The organism is Anaerotruncus sp. DFI.9.16 (assembly GCF_024461615.1).
Classification (GTDB): domain Bacteria; phylum Bacillota; class Clostridia; order Oscillospirales; family Ruminococcaceae; genus Anaerotruncus; species Anaerotruncus massiliensis.
This window is the reverse complement of sequence record NZ_JANFZX010000017.1, coordinates 1-24,778: the sequence shown is the minus strand read 5'-3', so window position 1 is coordinate 24,778 and position 24,778 is coordinate 1. Positions and strand designations below refer to the sequence as shown.

The window sequence follows — 24,778 nt, the reverse complement described above, 5'->3', positions numbered from 1 at the left end:
ATGAGTATTCCGGCAAAGAGAGCTGGGCGAAAGTCTCCCGCCGTCAGCATCTCGAAAAAGGTCTATACGATGGCCACGGTGGACGGCAGTGATGCCGAGATCACCATGTATGGAGACATCTACGAGGAGCAGCCCACGAACTGGTGGGGCGAGCCCGTCGAGGGGCAGTACATCCTGCTCTCCGAGTTTTTGGAGGACCTCAAGCAGATCTCCGGCTGCACGTCCATCACTATCCGCATGAACAGCTACGGCGGCGACGCCGGAGCATCCAACATGATCCACAACCGCCTGCGGGAGCTGGCGCGGAACGGCACGAAGCTTACCTGCATCGTGGACGGCGTTGCCATGAGCGGCGGCAGTCTTATCATGTGCGCCTGCGATACGGTCAGGGTCAATCCCTCCAGCCTCGTCATGATCCACAAATGCTGGACCTTCCTGTGGGGCGGCTACAACGCCGACGAGCTACGGGAACAGGCTACCCAGCAGGAGGCGTGGGACAAGATGCAGATGGAGGTCTACACGCGCAAGACCGGGCTGTCGACCACGGTGATCTCCCACATGATGGCGGACACGACCTATATGACAGGCCGCGAGGCCATCGACAAGGGCTTTGCGGACGAGCTGATCGAGGACGCGGAGCCGACCAGCATCGCCGCCAGCGCGGACGGGCGCAGCCTGTTCGTGAACGGGCGGCAGATGCACCTTGCCCCCGGCATGTTCGCGCCGGACAACATTCCCACAGTCACACCCGAGGCCTCCGCCCCGGTTGAGACAGATAAAAACAAGCCGGAAGTCACCGGCGATGAAGGAGGAATTTCCATGACTAAGGAAGAGCTCCGGGCGAAGTACCCGGACGAGATCGCTCAGGTGGAGGCCGACGCCCGTGCTTCCGTCGATCACACCGAGGCGGTCAACACCGCGATTCAGGCCGAGCGTGCGCGTATGCAGGAGATCGACGAGATCTCCGGTCTGCTCGACGCGACGGACGTGCAGCAGGCCAAGTACGGCGACAAGCCCTGCTCTGCTGCCGACCTGCTGATGGCAGCGGCCAAGAACGCCGCCAAGCAGGGCAAGAAGTTTCTGACCGATCTGAAGGACGACAGCGAGGAATCCGGCGCCGAGGGCGTTCCTGCCGCTCCTGCCCCCGCAGTCGAAACGCCCGAGGGCGAAGACGGCGAGAAGAACGACACCCCCGAGGCGCGCATGACCAACGCCCGGAGCATGGTCGCTGACCTGCTGGGCAAGAAGAAGGAGGGCTAAGAACATGATCAATCTGAGTGAAAAGCTCGGCGAGATGACCTTTGACGGTCTGATCACCGACATCAAGCCCGCGCCCGAAGTGCGCGGCGGCGTTATCCGCAAGCTGTCCGCTGCGGCCACGCTCAAGCGCGGCACCATCCTCGCCAAGTCCTCCGGCACGGCCGGCGACGGCAAGCTGGTGGTGCTGGGTACTGCGGCTGTCAGCAACGAAACGCTGACCCCCGATTGCATTCTGTGTGATGACATCGAGGTCGGCACCGCTGCCGACGAGAAGGTAGCTGTCTACACCGCCGGCTGCTTCGACATCGGCAAGGTGACGGTCTCGGCCAGCTACACCATCACCGAGGGTGATAAGGATAACCTGCGTATGCGCGGCATCGTCTTCAAGGCTGCTGCCGCTGCCAACTAAGGAGGGAATCAACAATGGCTTCTGAACTGAATTTCTTTGACACCTATGTGCTGATGGCGATCACCGAGGAGATCGTTCCTCAGCAGACCTTTTTCAAGGACCGCTACTTCCCCACCGGGGAGGGCGACATCTTCGCCTGCGACAAAGTACAGTTTACAAGGGACTACACAGGGTAGGTATCTGACGGGAGGGGTTCCACCCATCAGATTTTCCATGTGATGTTCAAGCTGTCGCTTGTAGCGGCAACGGTGGTAATCATCAAATCCACCACCCGCCGCTTGTCGTCAAAGGATACATTGTCCCATGTGTCGAGGTAGCCGGAAATCTGATTGACCTGTTCCGGGCTGATGGCTTCCACCGTCAACTCGGCTATCTGCTTCACAAGTTCCTGTTTGCGCCCGTCCAGTTCCGCTATCTTCACATTCACATAGGAGAGCAGAACATTGTTTGCACCCGTCAGACTGTCCACCAGCTTTTCAATCTCGCTGTCCACATGGAGAAGTTCCACTTGCAGGGCGGCAATTTTAGGGTTTGCCTTTGCCGCTTTCTTTCTGCCTGTCAGCGTCTTGTAGCTTGCCAGTTTCTTTATCATCTGCTGATAAACAACCGCTTCCAGTTCCGAAGTAATGATTTTCCCGCACCCCGGACAACTCTTGTTATCCAGCCGTTTCGTACAGCGAAGGTATTGCTTGCCGGAGGGATTGAAGATACTCATAAGGGCATACCCGCAGTTCCCGCACTTGATTTTTCCCGCCAGCCATGTATGGGTAGCTTTTCGGGCAGACTGGATTTTCATGTTGTTCATCAGCTTCTTGCGGCAGGTCAGCCAGATGTCGGAGGGAACAATGCCCTCATGGGGAGCCAGTACCAGCATTTGGTCTTTCAAGTCGTTCTTTTTGCTGGGCTTCACATCTCGCCCTTGATACAGATAGCAGCCGTTCATGCCAGTAAAATCGGCAGCGTCATTGACAATGACCGTCCCTTGACTTTTGAAAAATTCGTACACATCAAGGTCTGCCTGCACATAGACAGGATTGCGTAACATCTGCGCCAGCGTGGGGCGTATCAGCTCTTTGCCGTTGAATAAAATCCCCTGTTCGGCAAAGTACCGGGTAATGTCCCCGTAGGAGGTTGTGGGCTGAGCATACATCTCAAACATCAGCCGGATATTTGCCGCTTCGTCTGGATTTACCACCAGCTTTTTGTATTGATACCATCCATTTTGATAGGCTCGGTGTGGAAGCCGTAAGGAGCCTTGCCGCCCATTTTGAAGCCCCGCTGACTGCGGGAATAGTATGCGTCCGTTACCCGCTTCTGTATCGTTTCCCGTTCCAACTGGGCGAACACAATACAGATATTCAACATAGCCCGCCCCATCGGGGTGGAGGTATCAAACTTTTCCGTAGAGGACACAAACTCCACATTGTACTGCTGGAACAGCTCCATCATGTTGGCAAAGTCCAGAATGGAACGGCTGATACGGTCGAGTTTGTAAACCACGACTTTTGCAATCAAGCCCCGCTTGATGTCCCGCACCAGTTCTTGAAACTTCGGACGGTCTGTGTTCTTGCCGCTGTACCCCTTGTCTGTGTATTCCTTGCAGTTACCGCCTTTCAACTCGTATTTGCAAAATTCAATCTGGCTTTCAATGGAAATGCTGTCCTTTTTGTCTACCGATTGCCTTGCATAGATTGCGTCTATTCGATTATTCATATTGTCGCTCCTTTTCTTAAAAAAGAAACGGAGCTGCTGACACCTTTATTATACCGTCAGCAGCCCCGCAAATCAACGATGGCTTTGGAAAACCTTATGCCCCGGCTTCCTCACTCTGCCGTTTGTCGGCATACTTGCGGAACACCTCATAAAGTTGCTGTTCCAGTTCCCGGCGTTTTGCCGCTTCCTGCTCCGGCGTGAACACCGGGGAGAGGTTTTCCAGCGTGATTTCCCTGCCTTGAAAAGTCACGACTTCCGTTTCCTTTTTGTATCTGATAGTGGTACTTATAAAATCACCTTTCCTTTCCATGCTGCCGCTGCTGCCGTTTCAGTTCCGCCAGTATATCCGGCGGGATACGGTCAACCAGCCGCTGTAAATTGTCCAGTTCGCTTTTCAGCTTTGCCCGTTCCATCGCATCTTTCATCTTGCCTTTTTCACTGGCTTTTGCCCTTGCTTCCAGCTTTTCATTTTCCGCTAACAGGTCATTGATTGTGACCTTGTATTTTTTCAACTGCCCGGAGAAATTCCCCATCTGTGGGAACCACTTTTTCAGCATGGAGAGGGCTTCCTCTTTTTTCTTTCCGGCATTCAGCGGGTTAATGCCGTCCAGCGTGGCTTCAATGGCTCTTGCCTGTTTGGATAGATTGACCGCCTGCTTGAACAGACGGGTGGGGATATGCTTCCTGCCTGTCTTGCTGGCACTTTCCCCACGCTCCAAGTCGGGATATTTCTCCACCATATAGGCGTGAAAATCGTCCTGCCATTTTGAGAGATTGGCTCTGTTGCCGATAATCTCCTTAGCGCACAGGCGGTTGTCCTCTGTCAGAGGGACAAAGACCAAATGCAGGTGGGGTGTTTTCTCGTCCATGTGTACCACTGCCGATACGATATTTTCCCGGCCTACCCGCCCGATTAAGAAATCAGCCGCCCTATGGAAAAATTCCTGTATCTCCTTTGGGGGCTTCTTCTTGAAAAACTCCGGGCTGGCGGTAATCAGCGTATCCACAAACCGGGTACTATCCTTACGGGTGCGGCAGCCAGCTTGTTCAATACGGTTCTGTATAAAGTGGTAGTACCTGCTCTCCGGCTTAACAATGTGGAAGTTGTATTTGCTCCGGCTGGTGTCAATGTCGGGATTGCTGGCGTACTGTTCCTTTTGCCGTTCGTGATGGGCTTCCAGCGGCCTTGCCGGGTTGCCCTTGTGTTTCTCAAACCGCAAGATTGCGTGTTGTGCCATTCTGCTCCTTTCCTCGTTCCATTCTTTTCCAGCGGGTTTTCCACAGGGAAAATCCCGCCGAAACTATCTCTGATAGGATTGGAATGGAATAGATATAAATAAAATCGTTTTAATCTCTGTATTTCTATATACCGTCCGGTTTTCGTACTTCAAGAGGATTGATTATCGTACTCTATGAGTGCGGTTTTCAGTCCTCCGGCGTTCCATAACCGGATTTCTTGAAGTCGGTGTTTGAAACCGCTTCATAGGATTTTGGATAAATGCGGTTGGGTTTTCCACAGCCCTGCTTCTGGATTTCCACCAGTCCGGCATATTGTAGCTCCCGCAGGGTATTGACCGCTTTCTGCCGCCCGCAGTGGAGCAGCTCCACTACCTCGTTAATGGGATAGTAGAGGTAAATCCGCCCGTATTCATCTGCCCAGCCGTTTTTTCGGGATAGGTCTGTCCGGCGCAGGATAAAGGCGTACAGAACCTTTGCTTCGTTGGACAGGGGTGTGAATGTGGGGGGCTTCAAAAAGGAAATTGGGAAGCCGGGTAAAGCTGACCGCCTTTTCCGGCTGATGGATATAAATGGTGTTTGCCATATCGTGTTTTGTGGACGGTTAGAAGCCTGTTTCCGGGGGCAGACGGTAGTTTCTATTGCCTGCCCCTGTTCTGTGCTTGCAAAGCCTTGAAAATCAAGGACTTTTCAGCCCCTAACTGTCCACAGTAGACCTCCTTTTCCGTTCACTTTCTGTTTTCTGCCGCCTGTGAACTCTGGCGGCGCAGTCGGGGCAGTACTTTGCCCGGTTGGATTTAGGGACGAACACACCGCCGCAGACCGCACAGCGTTTCAAGTCCTTATCCCGGAAAATCTCCGCTTCCAGCGTCTTGTCCAGCGGCAAAACCGCCCAGCGGAACCACTTACAGCAGACCGAGAAAGAAACCGTCTGCGGACAGGTGCAGGTGTCCCCATCGTCAAGGAACATACAGTTCCCGTCCTCATAACAGCAGCACTCCCGGCGGATCAGGGCGTTTGCCTGTTTCCGCTGCGCTGGGGTCATGCGGTAAAGGGAACCGTCCGGCCTGCGTTCCAGCGGTGGCAAGTCTTTATAGGGGTTATCTCTCATGCGTTCCCTCCATTTTTCGCTTTTGCCGTTCGCCCCGAAAAGGCTTCCTGCCCCATTCCTGCGGCGTGTTCCGGCGTTGGCACGCTCCCCGCAGCTTCTGGACACTTGTCCCGAAGTGACCTCTGGACAAAGTGTCCAGAAGTCCGTCTCCTTGCGGTGCTTCCCCGGCCGGGGTATTTCTTTTCGGACGGTCATTCGGTTTTCAAGGTGCTGTCCATCGATGAACTACCCTAAGTCTACACCTAAATGACCGTTCGTCCCGTATATCCAAGAGGTAGGAAATCCGCCAAAAAAACTGCCTATTTCCACGCTCTCGGAATTGTGGTAGAATGAAAAAGAGAAATGTAGCAGGAGGTGGAAATGAAATGTATAACCTAAATTGGTCAAGAAGTGACCTCACCCGGCAAAAGCTGGGGACGTTCTGTGAATACTACGCAAAAATGTCATTAGCCTCTTATGGAGTGAGCATTTATACTTCCGAGGTTGATGACCATGGAATAGATTTTATTGCAGAAAGCAAGAGAGGATTTTTGAAGTTTCAAGTTAAAGCCATTCGCAAAGGAACAGGCTATGTTTTTATGCGGGAGGAATATTTTGATATTTCAGACCAATCACTTTACTTGTTCTTGCTTTTGCTAAATGATGGCGAACACCCCATAGAATATTTAATTCCTGCGACCACATGGGATAACGACAGTAGTAATACTTTTGTTTACCATTCATACGAGGGTAAAAAGTCGAAACCAGAATATGGCCTAAATATTTCTGCCAAGAACATTCCGCAGCTCGAAAGATTTAAGTTAGAAAATATGATAACGGCAATATAATGAGGAACAAAATATGGCTTTAACCATTCAAGAGCGCCTAAAAGACCTGCGTGTAGAGCGTGGGCTGACGCTGGAACAGCTTGCGGAGCAGACCCACCTCTCCAAGTCTGCGCTGGGCAGTTATGAAGCGGAGGATTTTAAGGACATCAGCCACTATGCCCTTATCAAGCTGGCGAAGTTTTACAGCGTGACCGCCGATTACCTGCTGGGGCTGTCCGAAACAAAAAATCACCCAAACGCCGATCTTGCAGACCTGCGTGTGAGTGATGATATGATTGAACTGTTGAAAAGCGGGCTGGTGGATAATTTCCTCTTGTGTGAACTGGCGGTACACCCGGATTTCCCCCGGCTCATGGCTGACCTTGAAATCTATGTGAACGGAACGGCAGTCAAGCAGGTACAGAGCGCAAATGCCATTGTGGATATTATGAGCGCAACCATTATGAAGCAGCACAATCCCGGCTTGTCCGACCCGCAGCTAAGGCAGCTTATCGCCGCCCATATTGACGATGACAGCTTTTGCCGCTATGTAATACAGCAGGACATAAACGGCATAGCCCTTGACCTGCGGGAAGCCCATAAGGACGATTTTTTCAGCGTCCCGGAGGACAATCCTCTGGAAGATTTTTTGCAAGCCGCAGAAGCAGCGTCCACTCCGGGCAGCGACCCGGAACAGGCGGCGATGGCGTTTATCTGTAAACGGCTCAAGCTGAACTATGGGAAGCTGTCGGAGGAAGAAAGAAAGTGGCTGAAAAGGATTGCGCAGAAGTCGGACTTGCTGAAAAACCCAAAACCGCAGCGGGGGAGAAAGTAAAGGGATAAATCGGGATTTGGCAAAGGCGTGTATATGAAAAAGTAACTTCCAGTTTGCAAGAGAAAGGTATGGTGAGCGAATGAGAATATTATACGAACTTTCATGGTTATGGGAGACGCTGGTTATTGCGCTTGCGGTTGCGGCTGTTTGCGTGGTTTGCGCCATGCTAATCTGTAAGGCAGTAAAGAAGAACCTCAGCAAAAAAACGGCGGCAGTTATCGGCGCAGCAGCGTTTGCGGGCGCTGTTTTGGCAGTCATTGTGATTGCCCGGACTCCGATGCCGCTTTGATTAAACGGGATGCTTGATTGCCTGTGCATAAGTACAACTTCAAGTTTATCGGGGAAATAGCAAAGCCCTAAAACGGCTTCCCGCCCATTTCAATTTTGAGAGAAAAATCCGTCTGTTTTTTCGTGAGTGTGTCCACAAGTTCGGGACATTTTGTCCCGAAGTCCGGCGTGGGACGAGGAACGGGGGCTTTCATATACGCCCTGTCTGCTGATAAAACCAGTCCTGCGTTTGCGGCTCCACGCCACGCAATCACAGCCCTGCTTTCCTGCCGCTTCAAATGCCCTTGCCCTCTCCGGCGGCAACGGCATTTTCACGGCAACGCCGACAGAGCGTATAACACACTACACTTTGCGAGCAAAGTCGTGTGCCAAGGGGCAAGCCCCTTTGGAAACCCCTGACAACAAAACAGGCTGAATATCCCGCACTTTCCCGGTGCTTGATACTCAGCCTTTATTTGTTGTCAGCAGCCCCCGTTTCGTGGTCTGCGTGTAGTTCCTTGTAAACTGACCTAAGGTGCTGACTGAGTACCGCAAGGGCGACCGCAAGATGGCCGCGTTCGTCTCCGCCCGCGCCGGCGATATCCCCATGGATCGCCGCGGCTACGAGATCCACGAGTATCAGCCCGCTTTCATCGCTCCGTCCCGCCTGCTGACGCTGGACGAGCTGCGCAAGCGCGGCTTCGGCGAGGCCATCTACGCCAACAGCACCCCCGCCCAGCGCGCGGCCCGTCTGCAGCTGGGTGACCTGACCGACATGGACCGCCGCATCGTGCGCCGCGAGGAGTGGATGTGCGCGCAGACCATGATCAACAACGCCTGCACCATGCAGACCTACATCGACGACAAGACCGAGGGTGAGAAGCTGTATGTCAAGTTCTTCGATGACGCCAGCGACCACACCTATACCGTGGCCACCAAGTGGAACGCCACGGGCGGCGACTTCTTCGGCGATGTGAAGGCCATGTGCCGCAAGCTGTCCAAGCGCGGCCTGCGCGCGGTTGACCTGGTGCTCGGCTCTGACGCAGCCGACGCGATCCTCGACATGGAGAAGGTGCAGAAGCTGCTCGACCGCAACAGCGGCATCATCATCGGTACCATCGACCAGGAACTCAGCCGCTACGATGGCGTGGTCTATATGGGTACGCTGAACTTCGGCGGCTTCAAGCTGAACCTGATCTCCGTAGACGAAACCTACATCGACGGCAGCGGCGCGGAGCAGAAGTATTTCCCCGCCACCTCCGCCATGGTCACCGCCCCCGGCTGCGGCCATCTGATGTATGGCCAGATCACCCAGATCGACTACGGCTCCACCGAGTTCGCGTCCCATGCGGCGACCCGCGTTCCGAAGTTCTCTCTGAACCAGGAGGCGGACATCCGCAAGCTGCGTCTGGGCGCGCGTCCGCTGGCTGCTCCTCACAACTACTGCCCGTACATCTACGCGGCCGAAGTTGTGTCCTGACCCGGCGCGGAAAGGAGACTGCTATGACGAAAATTGAGATCATCTGCGGCACATACGGCTACAGGCCGGATGGCTCGAAGCACCCCATTCCCATCGACCGCGGCGGTATCTGCGAGGTCTCCGAAGAGGAGGCTCAGCGCCTTTTTGCCCTGTGTGTCGCCCGCCCCGCCGAGGAAACGCCCTCTCCCGCTGTTGCAACGCCCCCTGCGGGTGAGGACGGCAGCGGGGCTGGCGCTGACCCATCTAACAGCGGCGAGGGCGCAGAGGGCACGGAAAGCGCCCATCTTGACCCCGAGCAGCTCAAAACGCTGACCAACGCCAAGCTCACGGAGCTGGCCAAGGAGATGGGTATCGACACCGCTAAGCTCAAGACCAAGGCGCAGCTGATCGCCGCCATTACGGATGTTCCGCTGGAGGACGCGATCGCCGAGGACGACGACGGCGTGGACGACGGCGAAGCGCCCCCTGTGCTGACGCCGGAGGCGCCTGTGGTATGAGCGGCTTCAAGGATATGGTCGCCCGCGACAACTTCGGCGTGTTCCTCAACTGCGACGAGTTCGCGGAAAAGCGCACCGTCAAGTATGACGGGGCGACCTACGAGGATATTCCCATCGTCCTCTCCGGTCTGAAGGAGAAGGACCGCCGCCAGCTGATGAGTGACCATGCCCAGGGGCTTTACATCGTTTCCTCCGTTCTCCACTGCGCCCTGTCCGATCTCGGCGGGGTGCAGCCGGAGCGGGGGCAGCGTATCAGGATCAACGACCAGGAGGGCGGCGGAGGCTTCTTCCGAGAGTTCTATGTCGCGTCCTCGGTCTGTGAGATGGGTATGCTGCGCGTGGAATTGGAGGCGGTGGACGAATGAGCTTTATCCGCGTCAACGAGGTCGGCGACGACAGCCTGGAGCGCGTGAACAAGCTGCTGCACAATATCCCCGGCGGCGTTTACAAAGCGGCGTTCTCCGCGTTGAGGCGCGCCGGAGATACAGCCAAGACCCGCGCCGGACAGTTCGCCGCCGCCGAGTACACCATCAACAAGGGTGAATTCATGCGGAGAGTTCACTCCAAGACCCACATCACAGGCGGTGCGGGAGGCGTGATGGGTATGAGCATCAGTTTCTCCGGCACCGTGCTCCCGCTGCTGACCTTCAACACCACATACAGCCGGGACGGCACCGTGCAGACACAGGTAAAGCGCAACGGCGGAGCTGCGACGCTTCAACACGCATTCGTGGCCCGCATTTTCGGCCCGACTGCCGTTTTCGAGCGCGTCGGCTCTCCGCGCTTTCCTGTGGAGCAGAAGTTTGGTCCGTCTACCGGACACATGATGCGGAACGAAGAAGTCATCGAGAAGATGGACGAAACGATCCGCGACACCTACGAAAAGCGCGTTGAGCATGAAATCCTGCGCGTGCTGAACGGATGGGGAGGCTGATTTATGACAAGAACCATTCTGCTGAAACGCCTGCGGGCCTTTACCGAGGAGGTCACCGCCGACCTGATCATGCCGACCCGTTTGCAGAAGGGCGACACGGAGCAGATCTTCCGCCCTGCAAAGGTCTACCTGATGCGCCTGCCGGACGGCACTTCTGCCACAAAGAAGGCTCCCTATGTGCTGCACCAGGTCATTACCGGCATGGATCAACAGCCGCAAGGACAGCGTGTGACCTCCAGAGCCAAGGTCCGGTCTATCTGCTGTGTCTATAACGATGACGAGCAGGAGGGCGGGCTGATGCTGCTGAATCTCATGGAACGGCTGCGCATTGCGATGCTCAGGCAGGTCGTGATCGGGGGGCAGTTTACCCTTGACTTGGAGGCGGGGCTTGAAACGCTGGTCTATCCCGATGACACCGCCCCCTATTTCGTGGGGGAAATGATCTCCACATGGAAGCTTCCCCCTGTGGAAAGAGAGGTTAACCTATGAGCGAAAAAATCATCGACACGGCGGCTCAGACCGCCGCACCAAAGACGGCAAAGAAAAAGCCTGCCGCGCCGAAGAAGGTCGCCGACACCGGCGGCTTCTGCGTCTATCTCGGTCCGACCATGATGGGCGTGATCCAGCGCGGTACCATCTATCGCGGCGGCCGGAAGGAAGTCCTTGACTCCCTTGCCCCGGTGATCGAGCAGCACCCGCTGATCGCGTCGCTGGTGGTGAGCGACGAAACGCTCCCCGCCGACCGCATCAAAGTCAAAACGCCTGGGAACCTGCTGTATGTGAATTATCACAAGCTGGCCAAGGGCATGAAGTAAGGAGGAAATTTCAATGAACCACGGCGTATATGTCTCTCAGCAGGCTACCAGCGTCAGCACCCCTGTCGTGGCGGAGTCCGGCGTCCCCTTCGTGGTCGGTCTGGCTCCTGTTCAGGCGGCGGATAAGCCTGCTGCCCCCGGCACCCCTGTTCTCTGCACCAGCTGGTCTGAGGCGGTGGAGAAGCTGGGCTACTCCGACGACTGGGCAACCTACACGCTCTGCGAATTCATGTATTCGCACTTCAAGCTGTTCGCCTGCCAGCCTGTCATTTTCTGCAATGTTCTGGATATCGCCACCGCAAAGGAGGCGTCTGCCGCGGCTGATGTTGCGGTGACGGAGCACAAGGTAAAGCTTCCCATCGCGGCCATCAACGATTCCGCTCTGGTCATCAAGCCTGCCGGCGGTACCGGCTCTGCCTATGTGTCCGGCACCGACTATAACGCCTATTACAGCGGCGAGCATCTGGTGGTGGAGCTACTGTCTACCGGCAGCGCCTATGACGCCGAGCAGGTAAACATCGCCTACAACAAGGTCAAGGCATCCACCGTCACCGCATCTGACATCGCCTCCGCGATGGAGAATGTGGAGCTGTGCCTGACCCTGCTGGGCATCGTCCCCGATCTGCTGTGCGCCCCCGGCTATTCTCAGCAGTCTACCGTGGCCGCTGCGATGACCGCCAAGGCAGGCAACATCAACGGCCTGTTCCGCGCCAAGGCGCTGATCGACATTGACTGCGGCGCTTCCGGCGCGCGTGCCTATTCCGATGTTCTCACCAAGAAGAACGCCGCCAACATCGCTGACGAGGACGAGATCGCCTTCTGGCCGATGGCGAAGCTGGGCGATTATAAGTTCCACCTGTCTACCCAGATGGCGGGGCTGATGGCGCAGATCGACACCGGCAACGGCGGCTGCCCCTACGAGTCTCCCTCCAATAAGGGGCTGCAGTGCGACGGCCTCTGCCTGGAGGACGGCACCGAGGTCAACCTGACGCTTGCGCAGGCCAACTACCTCAACGGCATCGGCGTGGATACTGCGCTGAACTTCATGAGCGGCTGGGTGGCGTGGGGCAACTACACCGCCTGCTATCCCTCCAACACCGATGTCAAGGATTACTTTATCCCGGTCAGCCGTATGTTCGGCTGGGTCGGCAACTCCCTCGTCAAGACCTTCTGGAGCAAGCTGGACAAGCCTATGACCCGCCGCCTGATCGACACCGTTCTCGATTCCGCCAACATCTGGCTCAACGGTCTGGTGGGTATGGGCTACCTTCTGGGCGCTCGCGTGGAGATGCTGGAGAACGAAAACCCGCTGACCAACCTCATGGCCGGCATCATCAAGCTCCATGTCTACATGACGCCGCCCTCTCCTGCTCAGGAGATCGACTTCGTGCTGGAGTATGACGCCAGCTATGTCACCAGCGCCCTGCAGGGCTAAAAGGAGGTTTGAATCATGGATCAGAGCATTATCAACTTCAAGGTCTACGAGGACTCTGTTGAATATGTCGGTATGGCACAGGCGACCCTGCCTGACCTGACCGCGCTGACGCAGTCCATCTCTGGCGCCGGCATCGCAGGCAATGTGGAGTCGGTCATTCTCGGCCACTTCGACGCGATGACGCTGGGCCTTAACTTCCGCACCGTCACCGATCAGAGCGTGAAGCTCTCCGAGCCTCGCCGTCACACCATCGACCTGCGCGTTGCGCAGCAGGACGAAGATGTCGTGGCAGGCAAGGTGGTCGTCCGCGCCGTCAAGCACATTCTTGTGGTCATTCCCAAGAGTGACAAGGGCGGCTCCGTCGCCCCCGCCGCGCCCTCCAACGGCTCCGGCGAGTACGCCGTCCGCTACTGGGCGACCTACATTGACGGTAAGAAGGTGCGTGAGGTCGACCAGCTCAACTTCATCTGCTATGTCAACGGCACCGACTACCTGGCCGACGTCCGCAAGGCGCTCGGCATGTAAGAGACCTGACAAAAGCCCGGGGCGGAACATCCGCTCCGGGCATCTTTTTGAGATTTGAAAGGAGTTATCACCATGGCTGATATCAACAAGACCGTTGTTCCCGCCGACGCTTTCTCCACCGTCAATCACGACGAGTACGCCGCCGCCGAGGCGCAGGCCAAGGAGAGCGTAGGCAACTATACCCTCAAGCTGAAAAGGCCCTTCACCTTCGAGGGGCAGACCTTTGACGAGCTGAACTTCGACTTTGAGGGGCTGACCGGCGATGACGCCCTTGCCATTGAGGACGAGCTTCAGGCCATCGGCAAGCCCACCATCTCGCCTACCTTCTCCGGCCAGTTCCTGGTGCGCATGGCGGCGCGAGCCTGCACCAACACCATCATTGACGCCAGCGGCCGTCCCCGCCGTATCGGCGACGACGCCCTGCGCGCCCTGCCCATCTTCGAGTTCAACCGCGTCAGAGGCAAGGCCCGCTCTTTTTTGCTGGCATCGGAGCTGTAACCGGCGACGGCGGCGTCTGGCTCCGCAGGCAATGTCTTACGATGGCGAAAAACAATCAGACCCCCGTTTCCTACTGGCTGTCGCTGCCCCTGCCGTCCCTGTGCAAGTGGATCAAAGTCAGCAACCAGCTTGTGAAGGAGGCGCGGGAGCGACGCAGGAATAAATAAATCTGAAAGGAGGGCCGTCTATGGCAGGCCGCAAAGAGTATGAGATGCTATTCCAGCTGAACGCGCAGCTTGGAGGCAGTTACAGCAAGACCTTCAAGGCCGCTCAGCAGGAAATTGTGTCCATGCAGAAGGAAATCCAGGCCCTCTCCAAGACACAGGCGGATATTTCCGCATTCCAAAAGCAGCAGGCAGCCGTGGAAGCGACACGGAAGCGGCTGGAAATGCTGCGGCAGCAATATGACAATATCCAGCGGGAGATGGAGGAGACCGGCAACGAGTCCGCCGACATGAAGAACAAGTTGCTGGCAAAGCAGCTTCAGATCGACAAGACCTCCGCCTCGCTGGAGAAGCAGACGGCAAAGCTGAACGAGCTGAGCGGGGCTTTGGAAGAGGCGGGCGTCAATACCGACGACCTCTCCCACAGCTCCGAGCAGCTTGCCGGCAAGATCGACACGCTGAAAAAGAAGCAGGGCGAGGCCGCCGATAAAGCTATGACCTTCGGCGACAAGGCGGGGCAGGCCTTTAATCAGGTACACGAGGCCATCGTGGCCGCAGGCATCGCCGTCGCCCTGAAAGAGATCTACGAATACTTCGCCAGCTGCGCGCAGGCGTCGATGGACTTTGAGAGCGCCATTACCGGCGTCGCCAAGACCACAGACCTCACAGACGAGGAACTGGCGGCAATGTCGGATTCCATCAAGGCGCTGTCCACGGAGATCCCCGCCACCACAGAGGAGATCGCGGCGGTAGCCGAAGCCGCGGGACAGCTCGGCATCCAAAAGGACGCCCTGCTGGACTTCACCGAGATCATGACCATGCTCGGCACTGCCACCAACATGACAGCTGACGAGGCAGCAACCGCCCTTGCGCGCTTCGCCAACATTACCGGCATGGCAACGGACAATTACGGACGGCTCGGCTCTGTCATCGTTGATCTTGGCAACAACTTCGCCACGACGGAATCCGAGATCGTGGCGATGGGTACGCGCCTGGCGTCGGCGGGTAAGCTGGCCGGACTGACCGAGCCGGAGATCATGGCTCTGGCGGCGGCGATGTCCTCTGTCGGCATCGAAGCCGAGGCGGGCGGTACCGCCATGACCCAGACGCTCAACGCCATTGAAAAGGCCGTTGCAAAGGGTGGGGACGACCTCGCGGAGTTCGCCCGTATCGCGGGTATGTCCTCCGAAGAATTTTCTTCTGCGTGGAAGAACGACGCCATGAGCGCCCTGACTTCCTTCATCGGCGGGCTCGGCAAGCTGGACGAGCAGGGCGAGAGCACCGTCCTCGTACTGGAAGACTTGGGTCTGACCGGCATCCGGCAGAGCAATATGCTCAAAGCCCTGGGTCTTGCCGCAGACCAGATGACCGGCGCGGTGAACACTGCAAATACCGCCTGGCAGCAGAATACCGCCCTCACCAACGAGGCCAACAAGCGCTACGCCACCGCGCAGAGCCGGTTGACCATGATGCAGAACGCCTACAACAACCTCAAGGTAGCCATCGGCGACGCCTATACTCCCGCGCTCAGCGAGGCTTACGGCGTCGGCACGAAGGTCCTCAACGAAATCACCAAATTCGTTCAAGCAAATCCTGGGGTCGTTGCCGCTATAACTGGACTGTCTGCTGCGTTGGGAGCTGCCGCAGTTGCGGCGGCAGCTTTTGCGTTGAAAGCGAAGATCGCAGCAGCCGCTGCGGCTTTTCTCACCACCGTAACGCCTGGAGTAAATGTGATTATGGGCGTTGCTGCAGCCGTGGGAGTTGTTACAGCAGGAATTATTGCCCTTGCTTCCTCCGCAGCGAATGACGCCGTACCCAGTGTGAAGGAGCTGACCGAAGCCGCCCGAGGAATGCGGGAGGCGATGGACGAGGCCAAGGCCACCTATGACGATACTGTTACCTCCACCATGGCCGCTGCAGGCGTCGCAGACACCTACATCGGCAAGCTGGAGGAGCTGGAGGCGGCGGGACTCAATACCGACGAGCAGCACAGGCAGTACCACAACACCCTGGCTCTGCTCTGCCAGGTGGTGCCGGAGCTGGCCGATTATATCGACCTCGAAACCGACACCATCAACGGCGGCACCGAAGCACTCCGCGCCAACACCGAGGCGTGGAAGCAGAATGCCATGCAGCAGGCCTATCAGGATCAGCTCACCGAGCTGTACTCCCAGTATTCCGCCGTGCTGATCGAGGCAGAAGAAAACAGCATCGGACTCACCAAGGCGCAGTACAGTCTGGAGGCCGCCCAGCAGAAGCTGTCTGATACCTACGCGCAGATGGATGCGCTATGGGCAGACGCGCAGAAGCAGGCGGATGCCTATTACGACCAGTACGGCTATTACACCGATGCGACCGCTTTTCTCTCGCAGGAATACTACGACCTGCAAAACTCCATCTACGATACCAACAACGAGATATGGGCGGCTGAGAAGTCCATCAAGAATTACAACAAGGCGATGGAGGAGGACGCAGACGCCGTTTCCGATGCTGAGGCGGAGATCGCCCTCGCGGAAGAGGCGGTCAAGAATCTGACCGCCTCCATGAACGAAGGCACTGGCGCGTCCGAGGAGGCTGCTGCACAGGTCAGCGAGTTCCAGGCTGCCATCTCCGGCGTGCAGGAAAAGATCAATGCCCTTGTGGAGTCCTACAACGAGGCGTACAGCGCGGCATACGAAAGCATATCCGGACAGTATCAGCTTTGGGACGAGGCCGCAAAGGTCGTTGCAACCAGCGCAGGCAGCATCAATTCTGCACTGGAGAGCCAGATCACCTACTGGCAGGACTACAACGCCAACCTGCAATCCCTGACTGACCGCAGCGCCGACATCGAGGGGCTGAGCGACATGATCGCCTCCTTTGCTGACGGAAGCTCCGACAGCGTGAACGCGATCGCCGGCATGGCAGGCGCCACCGACGAGCAGCTGGCCACGATGGTAGCCAACTGGAAGACTCTGCAGCAGGAGCAGCAGAACGCGGCAGGGAGCGTAGCCGACCTCAAGACCGACTTCACGGCCGCCATGGACGAGCTGCAGACGGCGCTTGCTGAGGACATTGAAGCGATGGACCTTGGCGACGAGGCCAAGGCAAGCGCGCAGGCCACCATTCAGGGATTTATCGACGGAGCTGTCGGTATGCTGCCCCAGGTGACCGCTGCCTACAACCGCGTCGCCGCCGCAGCCAGAGCCGCACTGTCCGCGTCCGGTACCGGAACGGCCGGCAGCATTCCCGGCTACGCAGTTGGTACGCAGTCCGCCGCACCCGGCTTTGCCCTCGTCGGCGAAAACGGCCCGGAGCTGGTCTACTTCAACGGCGGCGAGCAGGTCATGACCGCCGAGGAGACCGCCGCTATGCGCGAGAGCATGGAGATCCAGGCCATCACCTTCGCCCCGCAGCTGCTGGAGGCACTGCACGCCATCCATGGCGACGGCGCGCTTTCGGCAGAGCCGGGCGCAGGCTCCGGCGCCGGATCGGTGGAGCTGCAGATCGTGTTTCAGATCAACGGCGGCGCATCGCCTGAGACGGTGGAAGCTCTGCGTGAGTACGGAGACGAGTTCGCCGAGCGCGTCCTTGAAGTCATGGAGGAGGCCGGCATCGACACCGCAAGGAGGGCCTACAAATGAGTAAGACCTACACCACCATTCAGGGCGATATGTGGGACAGCATCGCCTTCTCCCAGCTGGGGAGCGAAGCGTACACCGACCGGCTGATGAATCTCAATCCGCAGTATCTCGGGTACTACACCTTTCCGGCCGGGATCGTGCTGAAGCTGCCCGACCCTGCTGAGGATGTCGGCGATGCCCTGCCCCCGTGGAAGCAGGTGGTCGGATGAGCAGCCCGAATCAGGCGCGTCGCGTCACGGCGCAGATATTTTTCCAGGGCGCGGACATCACCGGCAGTATGCGCCCCTATTTCCTGTCGGCCACCTACACCGACAAGGAGGCGGACGGTACCGACGATCTGCAGCTGAAGCTTCAGGACCGCGATGATATATGGCTCAAAAAGTGGCTGGCCGATGCCATCGACGCAGCAGCCTCCGCAGGGAGCCTGTCCGCGTCCTCCAAGGCCAAGACCGATGGTGCGGCAAAGTCCTACAAGGTCACCGCCAAAAGCGGCTTGAATGTCCGCTCTGGCCCCAGCACCAGCTACGGTAAATACGGTGCTCTGGTCTGCGGCGCGGAGCTGCAGGTCGAGGGCATCGAAAACGGCTGGGCGAAGGTCAGCTATAACGGCAAAACCGCCTATGTCAGCGCATCGTACATCAAGGAATCCGGCGGCGGGGGCGGCGATGCTTCTGCCGCCGATCCTGCCTCTGCTTCCGGCGCCGGCTTCAAGATCAGCGCCGTGTTCGTTCGGGAGAACTGGACGGGCGGCGGCAGGGATAAGGTGCTGGACTGCGGACAGTTTGAGCTGGACAGCGTTGATGCTTCCGGCCCGCCGAACACCATCACCATCAAGGCGACGGCTCTTCCGTACAGCGCACAGATCCGCCAGACGGAGAAATCCAAGGCATGGGAGGCCTACACGCTTTCCGGCATCGCAAACGAGATGGCCGCTGCCAACGGAATGACTTGTATGTTCCTCGCCAACAGCGACCCGTCCTATGGCCGCGTGGAGCAGTACAAGCAGAGCGACATCGCCTTTCTCTCCAAGCTGTGCCACGAGGCGGGCATCTCTTTGAAAGCCACCAATAACCTGATCGTACTTTTCGACCAGGAGGATTACGAGAAGAAATCCCCCGTGCTGACCATCGTCCGCGGCAGCGGCAGCTACACCAAGCACAAGCTGAACGCGGGAACGGCCGGAACGCAGTACGCTTCCTGCCGCGTCAGCTACACAGACCCCGGCACAGGAAAGTGCATCGAGGCCACCGTCAAGGTAGAGGACTACAACGACAAGGCCAAGAACAACCAGCAGCTGGAGATCACCGCAAAGGTGGCAAGCGTGGCCGAGGCCAAGACCAAGGCTGAAAAATATCTCCGGCTGCACAACAAGTACGCAAAGACCGCGACCTTTACGCTGCCCGGCAATCCGGATATCGTGGCCGGCGTCACAGCCAAGCTCACTGGCTGGGGTGCGTGGGACGGGAAATACATTGTGGAGCAGGCTGCGCACTCGGTCGGCTCGTCCGGCTATACCACGCAGGTCAAGCTGCGCAAGACATTGGAGGGATATTGATGGACGAACTGCAGAATATCCTTTCGAGGCTCGTTCAGACCGGCACGGTAACGGCCGTCGACAGCGCAAAGCGCAGGGCTCGTGTCAAGTTTAAGGACACAGGCATCATTTCGGACTGGCTCTATGTGCTCCAGCACTACGGAGCGAATTTCTACATAAAGCCGGACGCAAAGCACACGCATGAGATCACGGACACCTTCACCGGCGGCGGCACAGCCAGCGAATTCCCCGACCACGACCACCTGCCCGGCTCGCATCTGACCTACTGGATGCCGAAGGTGAATGACCGCGTCCTCTGCCTATACCTTCCGGTATTCAACGGGGACGGTTTTGTGTTAGGAGGTTTTTGAGCATGGGAATGGTCGGCTGTCTGGGCGACATCGTTTTTACGGTGTCTGACCGCACGATCGAAACGATCAATAATGTCACCTGGTCTGGGTCTGCCCGGTACGCGACCCATCAGCGGCACGGCACACACGCCCTTACGGAGTTCACCGGCCTTGACCCCGACAAGATGACCTTCGACATCGTTCTCTCCGCTTACCTCGGCGTTGATCCTATCGCCGAGGTCGTGAAGCTGTGGAACTATGAGCGCGGCGGCATCGCCGTCCCGCTGGTGATCGGCAACAAGGGCTACGGGAAATATCGCTGGTCCGTGCTTGATCACAAGATGAAGATGAAAACCTATGACGGACGCGGCAACGTCACCAGCGCCACCGTGTCCGTCAGCCTGCAAGAGTATCTGAGGGGGTAAAGCTGCCATGAGCTACAAGGTGACCGCATCTGACATCGGCGCGGTGCAGCTCAATGAGACTGACACCGTCCGCTCTGTCTTGCAGAATATCGCCATTATCCTTTCCACGCGGCAGGGGACCTGTCCGTTGTATCGCGGCTTCGGTCTTCCTCAGAAGTTCGTGGATAAGCCTCTGCCGGTAGCTATGCCTATGATGTATTCCGAGGTCAAAGAGGCAGTGGAAGAATATGAGCCCCGCGCCGAGGTGGTGAATGTGACCTTTGCGGCCGACAGAAACGCCCCGGGCAGGCTGATCCCTACCGTGGAGGTGAACATCATCAATGAGTGAGAGAAATACGGGATATCAGTTTGTTTCTACCGACACCGAAGCGGTGGAATCGCTGCTGATCTCCATCTACGAAAAAATCACCGGCGTCAGCGTGAAGCCCGCCAGCCCCGAAAAGCTGTTTATCCAGTTCGTGGCCGCCGTGGTGATCCAGGAGCGCGGGCTGAACAATTACACAGGCAATCAGAATATCCCAAGCCGCGCGGAAGGGGAAAACCTGGACGCGCTGGCTGAGCTGTTCTATGTCACGCAGCGCCCGGCGGCGCAGGCTGCGGTCTGCACCGAGCGCTTCCATATCTCCGAGGCACAGACCACGGCGATCCTCATTCCTGCCGGTACGCGCGTCACTGACGCCAGCGGTACGCTGACATGGGAGACGGTCGCGGATGCCTATGTGTCCATCGGCGAGACCTATGCCGATGTGCAGATCCGCTGCCAGACTGTTGGTGCGGTCGGCAACGGCTACGCAGTGGGACAGATCAACACCTTCGTTGACCTGTTCGACTACTGTGAGCGCTGCGAAAACCTCACCGCCAGCGATGACGGCGCAGACCAGGCCACTGACGACGAGTTCTATGAGCTGATGCGCGCCAGTCAGGACGCTTACAGCTGCGCCGGGGCCAAGGGCGGGTATATCTACTTTGCCAAGCAGGTCAGCACCAAGATCGCCGACGTGGTGGCGAACAGCCCCAGCGACGGAGCGGTGGACCTCTATGTCCTCATGGACGACGGCACCATCGCTACCACGGAGATCAAGAATGCTGTCCTCACCGCCTGCAACGATGACACGGTGCGGCCGCTGACGGACAAGGTCTCTGTCAAGGACCCGCAGAAGGTGAGCTATAATATCACCTTCACCTACTATGTGCCGAAGGACAGCTCCCTCAGCTCCACAGAGATCAAGGCTGCGGTCGACAAGGCCGTGGCTGAGTTCGTCGCGTGGCAGTGCGGGAAGCTGGGGCGCGACATCAACCCCTCCGTGCTGATCGGAAAGCTCATGCAGACCGGCATCAAGCGCGTGGCGCTGACCAGCCCGGTCTTTACCACGCTGCGGGATGGCTCCGACGACACGACGCCGCAGGTTGCGTCGGTCGGGACCATCACGGCCACGAATGGGGGCTACGAGGATGAATAAGGCGCACGGCATCACGAAGGAAAACCTGCTGGCCTCCTTGCCGGCAGTCCTTGCCAATGACGACAATATGGCAGCGCTTGCCTCTGCTGTTGCCGAGGTGCTGGCTGCCCGCGTAGGCGAGATCGAGCGCGTGTCGATCTACTCACAGATCGACCGGCTCCCGAACGAGCTGCTGGACATTCTGGCGAACGACTTCAAGGTTGACTGGTGGGACGCCAACTACACCCTGGAGGAAAAGCGCCGGACGCTGAAAGACTCATGGAATGTTCACCGCAGGCTCGGCACCAAGGCGGCGGTCGTGCTGGCGATCTCCGCCATCTACCCCGATACGCAGGTCAGCGAATGGTGGGAATACGGCGGCAAGCCGTACCACTTCAAGCTGCTGATCGACGCCACCTATGAGGATGTCGACCCCGTCAGACATCAGCGCGTGATCGACCGCGTTGACTTTTACAAGAATCTGCGCTCGGTGCTGGACGAGGTAGAATACTACGACGCCGGAGGACTGGCAACAGAGTATTTCGGCGCGGCCTGTATCGGCTGCGAGCTGGTCGACAGCGCGGCCGCCATTCGATACTGACACGGAGGTGTTTTACTATGGCAACATGGAACGGCGTCATCACCAACGCCGGCAACAGCCTGCTCAATGAGTGGGTGAATGAAAAGGCCCTGAACTTCGACAGCGCAGCTGCGGGGCAGGGCACCGTCGCGGCGGCGGCAATGATGGCACAGACCGCCCTCGTCAATGAAAAGCAGACCGCGAGCCTGCTGGGCGGCGAGAGAGTATCTTCCGGCATTCGCCTGAAGCTCCGCATCGCTGCGCCGAATACGGCCTATACGTTGAATCAGTTCCGCGTATCTGCCAGCGTGGACGGAGGAGCGTCCGCCATGATCGCCTTGTTCCAGCTGGAGCAGGGCGTTCCCATTCCCAGCAAGACAGAATCGCCGGATTTCGTCTACACCTTTTACGCGCTGATCTCCTGCTCGAATACCGGCACATGGACGGTGACGGTCGACACCAGCGCCTGCGTCACGCAGAGCGATATGTCCGCCGCCATCGCTGAGGCGGTAAAGACCAAGCAGGACAAGATCATGGTCAAGGGTCTGCTGCTGGGCGACGGGAACGGGAATATCTCTGCGGCAGTCGCCGGAAAGGACTACGGTTATCCGCTTGCAACAGGCTCAGGAGCGCCGACAGACACGACCGAGGGTACCGCAGGGCAGCACTACTATGACAGCGCTACGGGCAAGGAATACGTCTGCAGCGGCAAGGACAGCAGCGGCAAGTATCAGTGGAAGCTGTCCGGCGCCAGCGACGCGGCCGATCTGACCTATAACGGTGAATCGCTCGACACCTTCCTTGATGGCGTTTCCAGCGACCTCGACACGCTCTCCAAGGGGCTGGACGGAAGTAAGCCACTCACCGGCAAGACCGATCCGACCTCCAGCACGAAGGGCTCGGTCGGCCAGTCGTATCTGAACACAGACACCATGCAGACCTTCTACTGCACGGCAGCCAACGATCAGACCGGCGTATATACATGGGAAAAGCCCAAGGGCGGCGGCGTGGCTCCACAGCTGGAGGTCTCTGTTGCCACTGGATCGGCTATCACCTGTACGAACGGCGAGACTACGCTGACTGGCACCAGCGTCGGCGGTAAATGCGTTTTTGATCTCCCTGGCTACGGTACATGGTCGCTGTATGCCACGCTGAACGGGCAGACCACCGCCACCGAGACTGTGGTCGTGGATCAGGTCAAGCAGTACGCGGTGACGCTGAGCTACTTCGCGGCTACGCTGACCGTAACGGCGGAATCCGGCGCAGTCGTGACCGCCGCGCTTGGCACGAAGCAGTATACCGGCACCTGCGGCAGCAACGGCAAGTGTGCGCTGACCGTCAACTATGCCGGCACCTATTCCGTGACGGCCACCAAGAGCGGGGTATCCTCGTCCACGGCGTCCGCATCGGTGTCGACCTCCGGCGGCAGTTACACCGCAACGGTGAAGTTCTGCACCCTCACCGTCACCATCGACAGCGGCTCTGCGGTCAAGGCGGTCAACGGCTCCACCATACTCACGGCCACCAGCAGCGGAACGGCAAAGTTCTACCTGCCGAACACCGGCACGTGGAGCGTCACCGCCACCAAGAACGGCGAGACGGCCACCGGCAGCGTAGCTTGCAGCTCCTACACCGGCTATACGCTGGAGCTGTCCTATGTCAAGGTCTTCGGCGTTTGCTGGAATTACAATGCGCAGTCGACGGCTCTGACGCGGCTGAAGAAGGCCACCGATCCGAACGGACTGGTCAATGTCGACATCACCACGAATCCCGCGCCTGCGGTCGGTACCGGCGCCGGCAGCTCTCCCTTCGACAACTATCTCCCGTGGAGCGGCATGGACGAGTACAACATCATCAACAATGCCGTAAGCTACAAGAAGGGGCAGAGCGGCTTCTCTCGAAGCAGCTACGATACCGTTGTCTTTATCCCCGAGTATTACTTCCGTATTATCGACGATGCCGCCAACAAGAAACGGTACTTCTACATCGCGGATAAGGCCAAGAGCGGCTTCACCAAGCACCCCGGCTCCGGCAAGTATGTCGGCCGCTACAACACGATCTCCGGCCATTATTCCAAGACCGGCGCTGCGCCGCTGGTCAACCTGACCCGCGCATCGGCTCGTTCCGGTGCCAGAGGAAAGGGTAGTAAGTGGAGCGAGTATGACTTCGCGTCTTGGTGCGCGGTCTGGCTGCTCTATTTGGTGGAGTTTTCCGACTGGGACAGCCAGAGCAAAATCGGGCGTGGCTATGTCGACGGCAACAGCTCTGCCATTTCTTCCGGCGGCACGGACAGCATGACTTACCATACCGGACGCGCAGCTGGGACGAACGGAAAGACCGCCGTCCAGTACCGGCACATCGAGAATCCCTACGGCAATGTCTTCGAGTTTATCGACGGGATCAACTTCTCCGACGGAACGGTATATGTCTGCCTGAACCCTGCGAGCTATGCAGATGACACCGCGGCCAACTATACGAACATCGGCTCCAAGATACAGAGCGATGGGTACATCACGGCCATCGGCGTAGCGGCTGCCATGCCCTGGGCGTTCTATCCTACGGCGGTCGGCGGCAGCGAGACGACCTACGTTCCGGACTACGCCTACTACTACTCTGGCTGGCGTGTCCTCTTTGTGGGTGGCTACTGGAGCCTTGGCGGCTATGCCGGCCTTTTCTGCTTCAACGCGAACTACGCCTCGTCGAGCACGAACTCGTACGTCGGCGCGCGACTCCTTTTCCACCCCTAATGGGGGACCGGGGGCCGCCGCCCCCGGAGCTTTCCCGCCTGCACCCGCTGGCGGCCTGAGCGCACGCCCAAAAGCGGAATGGGGTACGGGGCGCA

27 protein-coding genes and 2 pseudogenes are annotated in these 24,778 nt (G+C 58.0%); 24 read left to right on the top strand and 5 right to left on the bottom strand.

Annotated elements, in window-relative coordinates:
• Genes NE609_RS08680 through NE609_RS08670 form a run of 3 tightly spaced genes read left to right on the top strand, consistent with a single transcriptional unit; the run spans position 1 to position 1,845 of the window.
• Complete coding sequence (locus NE609_RS08680) at positions 1 to 1,260, top strand: head maturation protease, ClpP-related (protein ID WP_256152285.1); 1,260 nt, start codon at positions 1 to 3, stop codon at positions 1,258 to 1,260.
• Positions 1,261 to 1,264: 4 nt separating this feature from the next.
• The gene (locus tag NE609_RS08675; RefSeq protein ID WP_118358596.1) at positions 1,265 to 1,669 is read left to right on the top strand and encodes a head decoration protein; all 405 of its coding nucleotides are present in this window, start codon (positions 1,265 to 1,267) and stop codon (positions 1,667 to 1,669) included.
• Positions 1,670 to 1,683: 14 nt separating this feature from the next.
• A complete protein-coding gene (locus NE609_RS08670) occupies positions 1,684 to 1,845 on the top strand; it encodes a hypothetical protein (protein WP_256152284.1) in 162 nt (53 codons plus the stop codon).
• A gap of 26 nt (positions 1,846 to 1,871) precedes the next feature.
• Here NE609_RS08670 and NE609_RS08665 read toward each other — a convergent pair.
• From NE609_RS08665 to NE609_RS08645, 5 genes and pseudogenes are all read right to left on the bottom strand, one after another.
• A pseudogene (locus tag NE609_RS08665) lies at positions 1,872 to 3,382 on the bottom strand (recombinase family protein).
• A 94-nt stretch (positions 3,383 to 3,476) separates the two neighbouring features.
• Positions 3,477 to 3,692, bottom strand: a complete 216-nt coding sequence (locus NE609_RS08660; RefSeq protein WP_006772915.1) for a hypothetical protein — start codon at positions 3,690 to 3,692, stop codon at positions 3,477 to 3,479.
• Entirely contained in the window at positions 3,676 to 4,620 is a 945-nt protein-coding gene (mobV, locus tag NE609_RS08655) for a MobV family relaxase (RefSeq protein ID WP_006772916.1), read from the bottom strand. Before mobV ends, NE609_RS08660 begins: the two co-directional genes overlap by 17 nt.
• A gap of 187 nt (positions 4,621 to 4,807) precedes the next feature.
• Positions 4,808 to 5,204: pseudogene (locus NE609_RS08650) on the bottom strand (replication initiator protein A).
• A 111-nt stretch (positions 5,205 to 5,315) separates the two neighbouring features.
• Entirely contained in the window at positions 5,316 to 5,729 is a 414-nt protein-coding gene (locus NE609_RS08645; RefSeq protein ID WP_009256047.1) for a cysteine-rich VLP domain-containing protein, read from the bottom strand.
• Between the two features lie 329 nt (positions 5,730 to 6,058).
• Between NE609_RS08645 and NE609_RS08640 the strand changes: the two genes are divergently transcribed.
• From NE609_RS08640 to NE609_RS08540, 21 genes are all read left to right on the top strand, one after another.
• Complete coding sequence (locus NE609_RS08640; protein WP_006772919.1) at positions 6,059 to 6,556, top strand: hypothetical protein; 498 nt, start codon at positions 6,059 to 6,061, stop codon at positions 6,554 to 6,556.
• A 13-nt stretch (positions 6,557 to 6,569) separates the two neighbouring features.
• On the top strand, positions 6,570 to 7,370 hold the full coding sequence (locus tag NE609_RS08635) for a helix-turn-helix domain-containing protein (RefSeq protein WP_006772920.1): 801 nt from the start codon (positions 6,570 to 6,572) through the stop codon (positions 7,368 to 7,370).
• Between the two features lie 802 nt (positions 7,371 to 8,172).
• On the top strand, positions 8,173 to 9,117 hold the full coding sequence (locus NE609_RS08630; RefSeq protein WP_256152283.1) for a major capsid protein: 945 nt from the start codon (positions 8,173 to 8,175) through the stop codon (positions 9,115 to 9,117).
• A 23-nt stretch (positions 9,118 to 9,140) separates the two neighbouring features.
• A complete protein-coding gene (locus tag NE609_RS08625; RefSeq protein WP_256152282.1) occupies positions 9,141 to 9,614 on the top strand; it encodes a Rho termination factor N-terminal domain-containing protein in 474 nt (157 codons plus the stop codon).
• Positions 9,611 to 9,979 carry a hypothetical protein gene (locus NE609_RS08620; RefSeq protein ID WP_118358590.1) on the top strand — a complete coding sequence of 123 codons (369 nt, stop codon included), beginning with the start codon at positions 9,611 to 9,613 and terminating at the stop codon, positions 9,977 to 9,979. The genes NE609_RS08625 and NE609_RS08620 overlap by 4 nt, the downstream gene beginning before the upstream one ends.
• Positions 9,976 to 10,548 (top strand): hypothetical protein, encoded by a 573-nt coding sequence (locus NE609_RS08615; RefSeq protein WP_186963009.1) that lies wholly within the window; start codon positions 9,976 to 9,978, stop codon positions 10,546 to 10,548. Before NE609_RS08620 ends, NE609_RS08615 begins: the two co-directional genes overlap by 4 nt.
• A 3-nt stretch (positions 10,549 to 10,551) precedes the next feature.
• A complete protein-coding gene (locus tag NE609_RS08610) occupies positions 10,552 to 11,037 on the top strand; it encodes a hypothetical protein (RefSeq protein ID WP_256152281.1) in 486 nt (161 codons plus the stop codon).
• A complete protein-coding gene (locus NE609_RS08605) occupies positions 11,034 to 11,363 on the top strand; it encodes a hypothetical protein (RefSeq protein WP_118729370.1) in 330 nt (109 codons plus the stop codon). The genes NE609_RS08610 and NE609_RS08605 overlap by 4 nt, the downstream gene beginning before the upstream one ends.
• A 13-nt stretch (positions 11,364 to 11,376) precedes the next feature.
• A complete protein-coding gene (locus tag NE609_RS08600; protein ID WP_256152280.1) occupies positions 11,377 to 12,798 on the top strand; it encodes a phage tail protein in 1,422 nt (473 codons plus the stop codon).
• Between the two features lie 15 nt (positions 12,799 to 12,813).
• Positions 12,814 to 13,323 (top strand): phage major tail tube protein, encoded by a 510-nt coding sequence (locus NE609_RS08595; RefSeq protein WP_118729372.1) that lies wholly within the window; start codon positions 12,814 to 12,816, stop codon positions 13,321 to 13,323.
• Between the two features lie 72 nt (positions 13,324 to 13,395).
• Positions 13,396 to 13,821: a hypothetical protein gene (locus NE609_RS08590; protein WP_256152279.1), complete on the top strand. Its 426-nt coding sequence runs from the start codon at positions 13,396 to 13,398 to the stop codon at positions 13,819 to 13,821.
• Between the two features lie 41 nt (positions 13,822 to 13,862).
• Positions 13,863 to 13,988, top strand: a complete 126-nt coding sequence (locus NE609_RS08585; RefSeq protein ID WP_256152278.1) for a hypothetical protein — start codon at positions 13,863 to 13,865, stop codon at positions 13,986 to 13,988.
• 20 nt (positions 13,989 to 14,008) lie between these two features.
• Positions 14,009 to 17,608 carry a phage tail tape measure protein gene (locus tag NE609_RS08580; protein ID WP_256152277.1) on the top strand — a complete coding sequence of 1,200 codons (3,600 nt, stop codon included), beginning with the start codon at positions 14,009 to 14,011 and terminating at the stop codon, positions 17,606 to 17,608.
• A complete protein-coding gene (locus NE609_RS08575; protein WP_118729374.1) occupies positions 17,605 to 17,817 on the top strand; it encodes a tail protein X in 213 nt (70 codons plus the stop codon). The genes NE609_RS08580 and NE609_RS08575 overlap by 4 nt, the downstream gene beginning before the upstream one ends.
• The gene (locus NE609_RS08570) at positions 17,814 to 19,163 is read left to right on the top strand and encodes an SH3 domain-containing protein (protein ID WP_256152276.1); all 1,350 of its coding nucleotides are present in this window, start codon (positions 17,814 to 17,816) and stop codon (positions 19,161 to 19,163) included. The genes NE609_RS08575 and NE609_RS08570 overlap by 4 nt, the downstream gene beginning before the upstream one ends.
• A complete protein-coding gene (locus NE609_RS08565; RefSeq protein WP_186963005.1) occupies positions 19,163 to 19,513 on the top strand; it encodes a hypothetical protein in 351 nt (116 codons plus the stop codon). Before NE609_RS08570 ends, NE609_RS08565 begins: the two co-directional genes overlap by 1 nt.
• 2 nt (positions 19,514 to 19,515) lie before the next feature.
• Positions 19,516 to 19,917 carry a phage tail protein gene (locus NE609_RS08560; protein WP_118358570.1) on the top strand — a complete coding sequence of 134 codons (402 nt, stop codon included), beginning with the start codon at positions 19,516 to 19,518 and terminating at the stop codon, positions 19,915 to 19,917.
• A 7-nt stretch (positions 19,918 to 19,924) separates the two neighbouring features.
• Positions 19,925 to 20,245, top strand: a complete 321-nt coding sequence (locus tag NE609_RS08555; RefSeq protein WP_118358568.1) for a GPW/gp25 family protein — start codon at positions 19,925 to 19,927, stop codon at positions 20,243 to 20,245.
• A complete protein-coding gene (locus NE609_RS08550; RefSeq protein WP_256152275.1) occupies positions 20,238 to 21,377 on the top strand; it encodes a baseplate J/gp47 family protein in 1,140 nt (379 codons plus the stop codon). Before NE609_RS08555 ends, NE609_RS08550 begins: the two co-directional genes overlap by 8 nt.
• The gene (locus NE609_RS08545; protein WP_256152274.1) at positions 21,370 to 21,957 is read left to right on the top strand and encodes a phage tail protein I; all 588 of its coding nucleotides are present in this window, start codon (positions 21,370 to 21,372) and stop codon (positions 21,955 to 21,957) included. The genes NE609_RS08550 and NE609_RS08545 overlap by 8 nt, the downstream gene beginning before the upstream one ends.
• A gap of 17 nt (positions 21,958 to 21,974) precedes the next feature.
• Complete coding sequence (locus NE609_RS08540) at positions 21,975 to 24,683, top strand: hypothetical protein (protein WP_256152273.1); 2,709 nt, start codon at positions 21,975 to 21,977, stop codon at positions 24,681 to 24,683.
• Positions 24,684 to 24,778 lie beyond the last annotated feature (95 nt).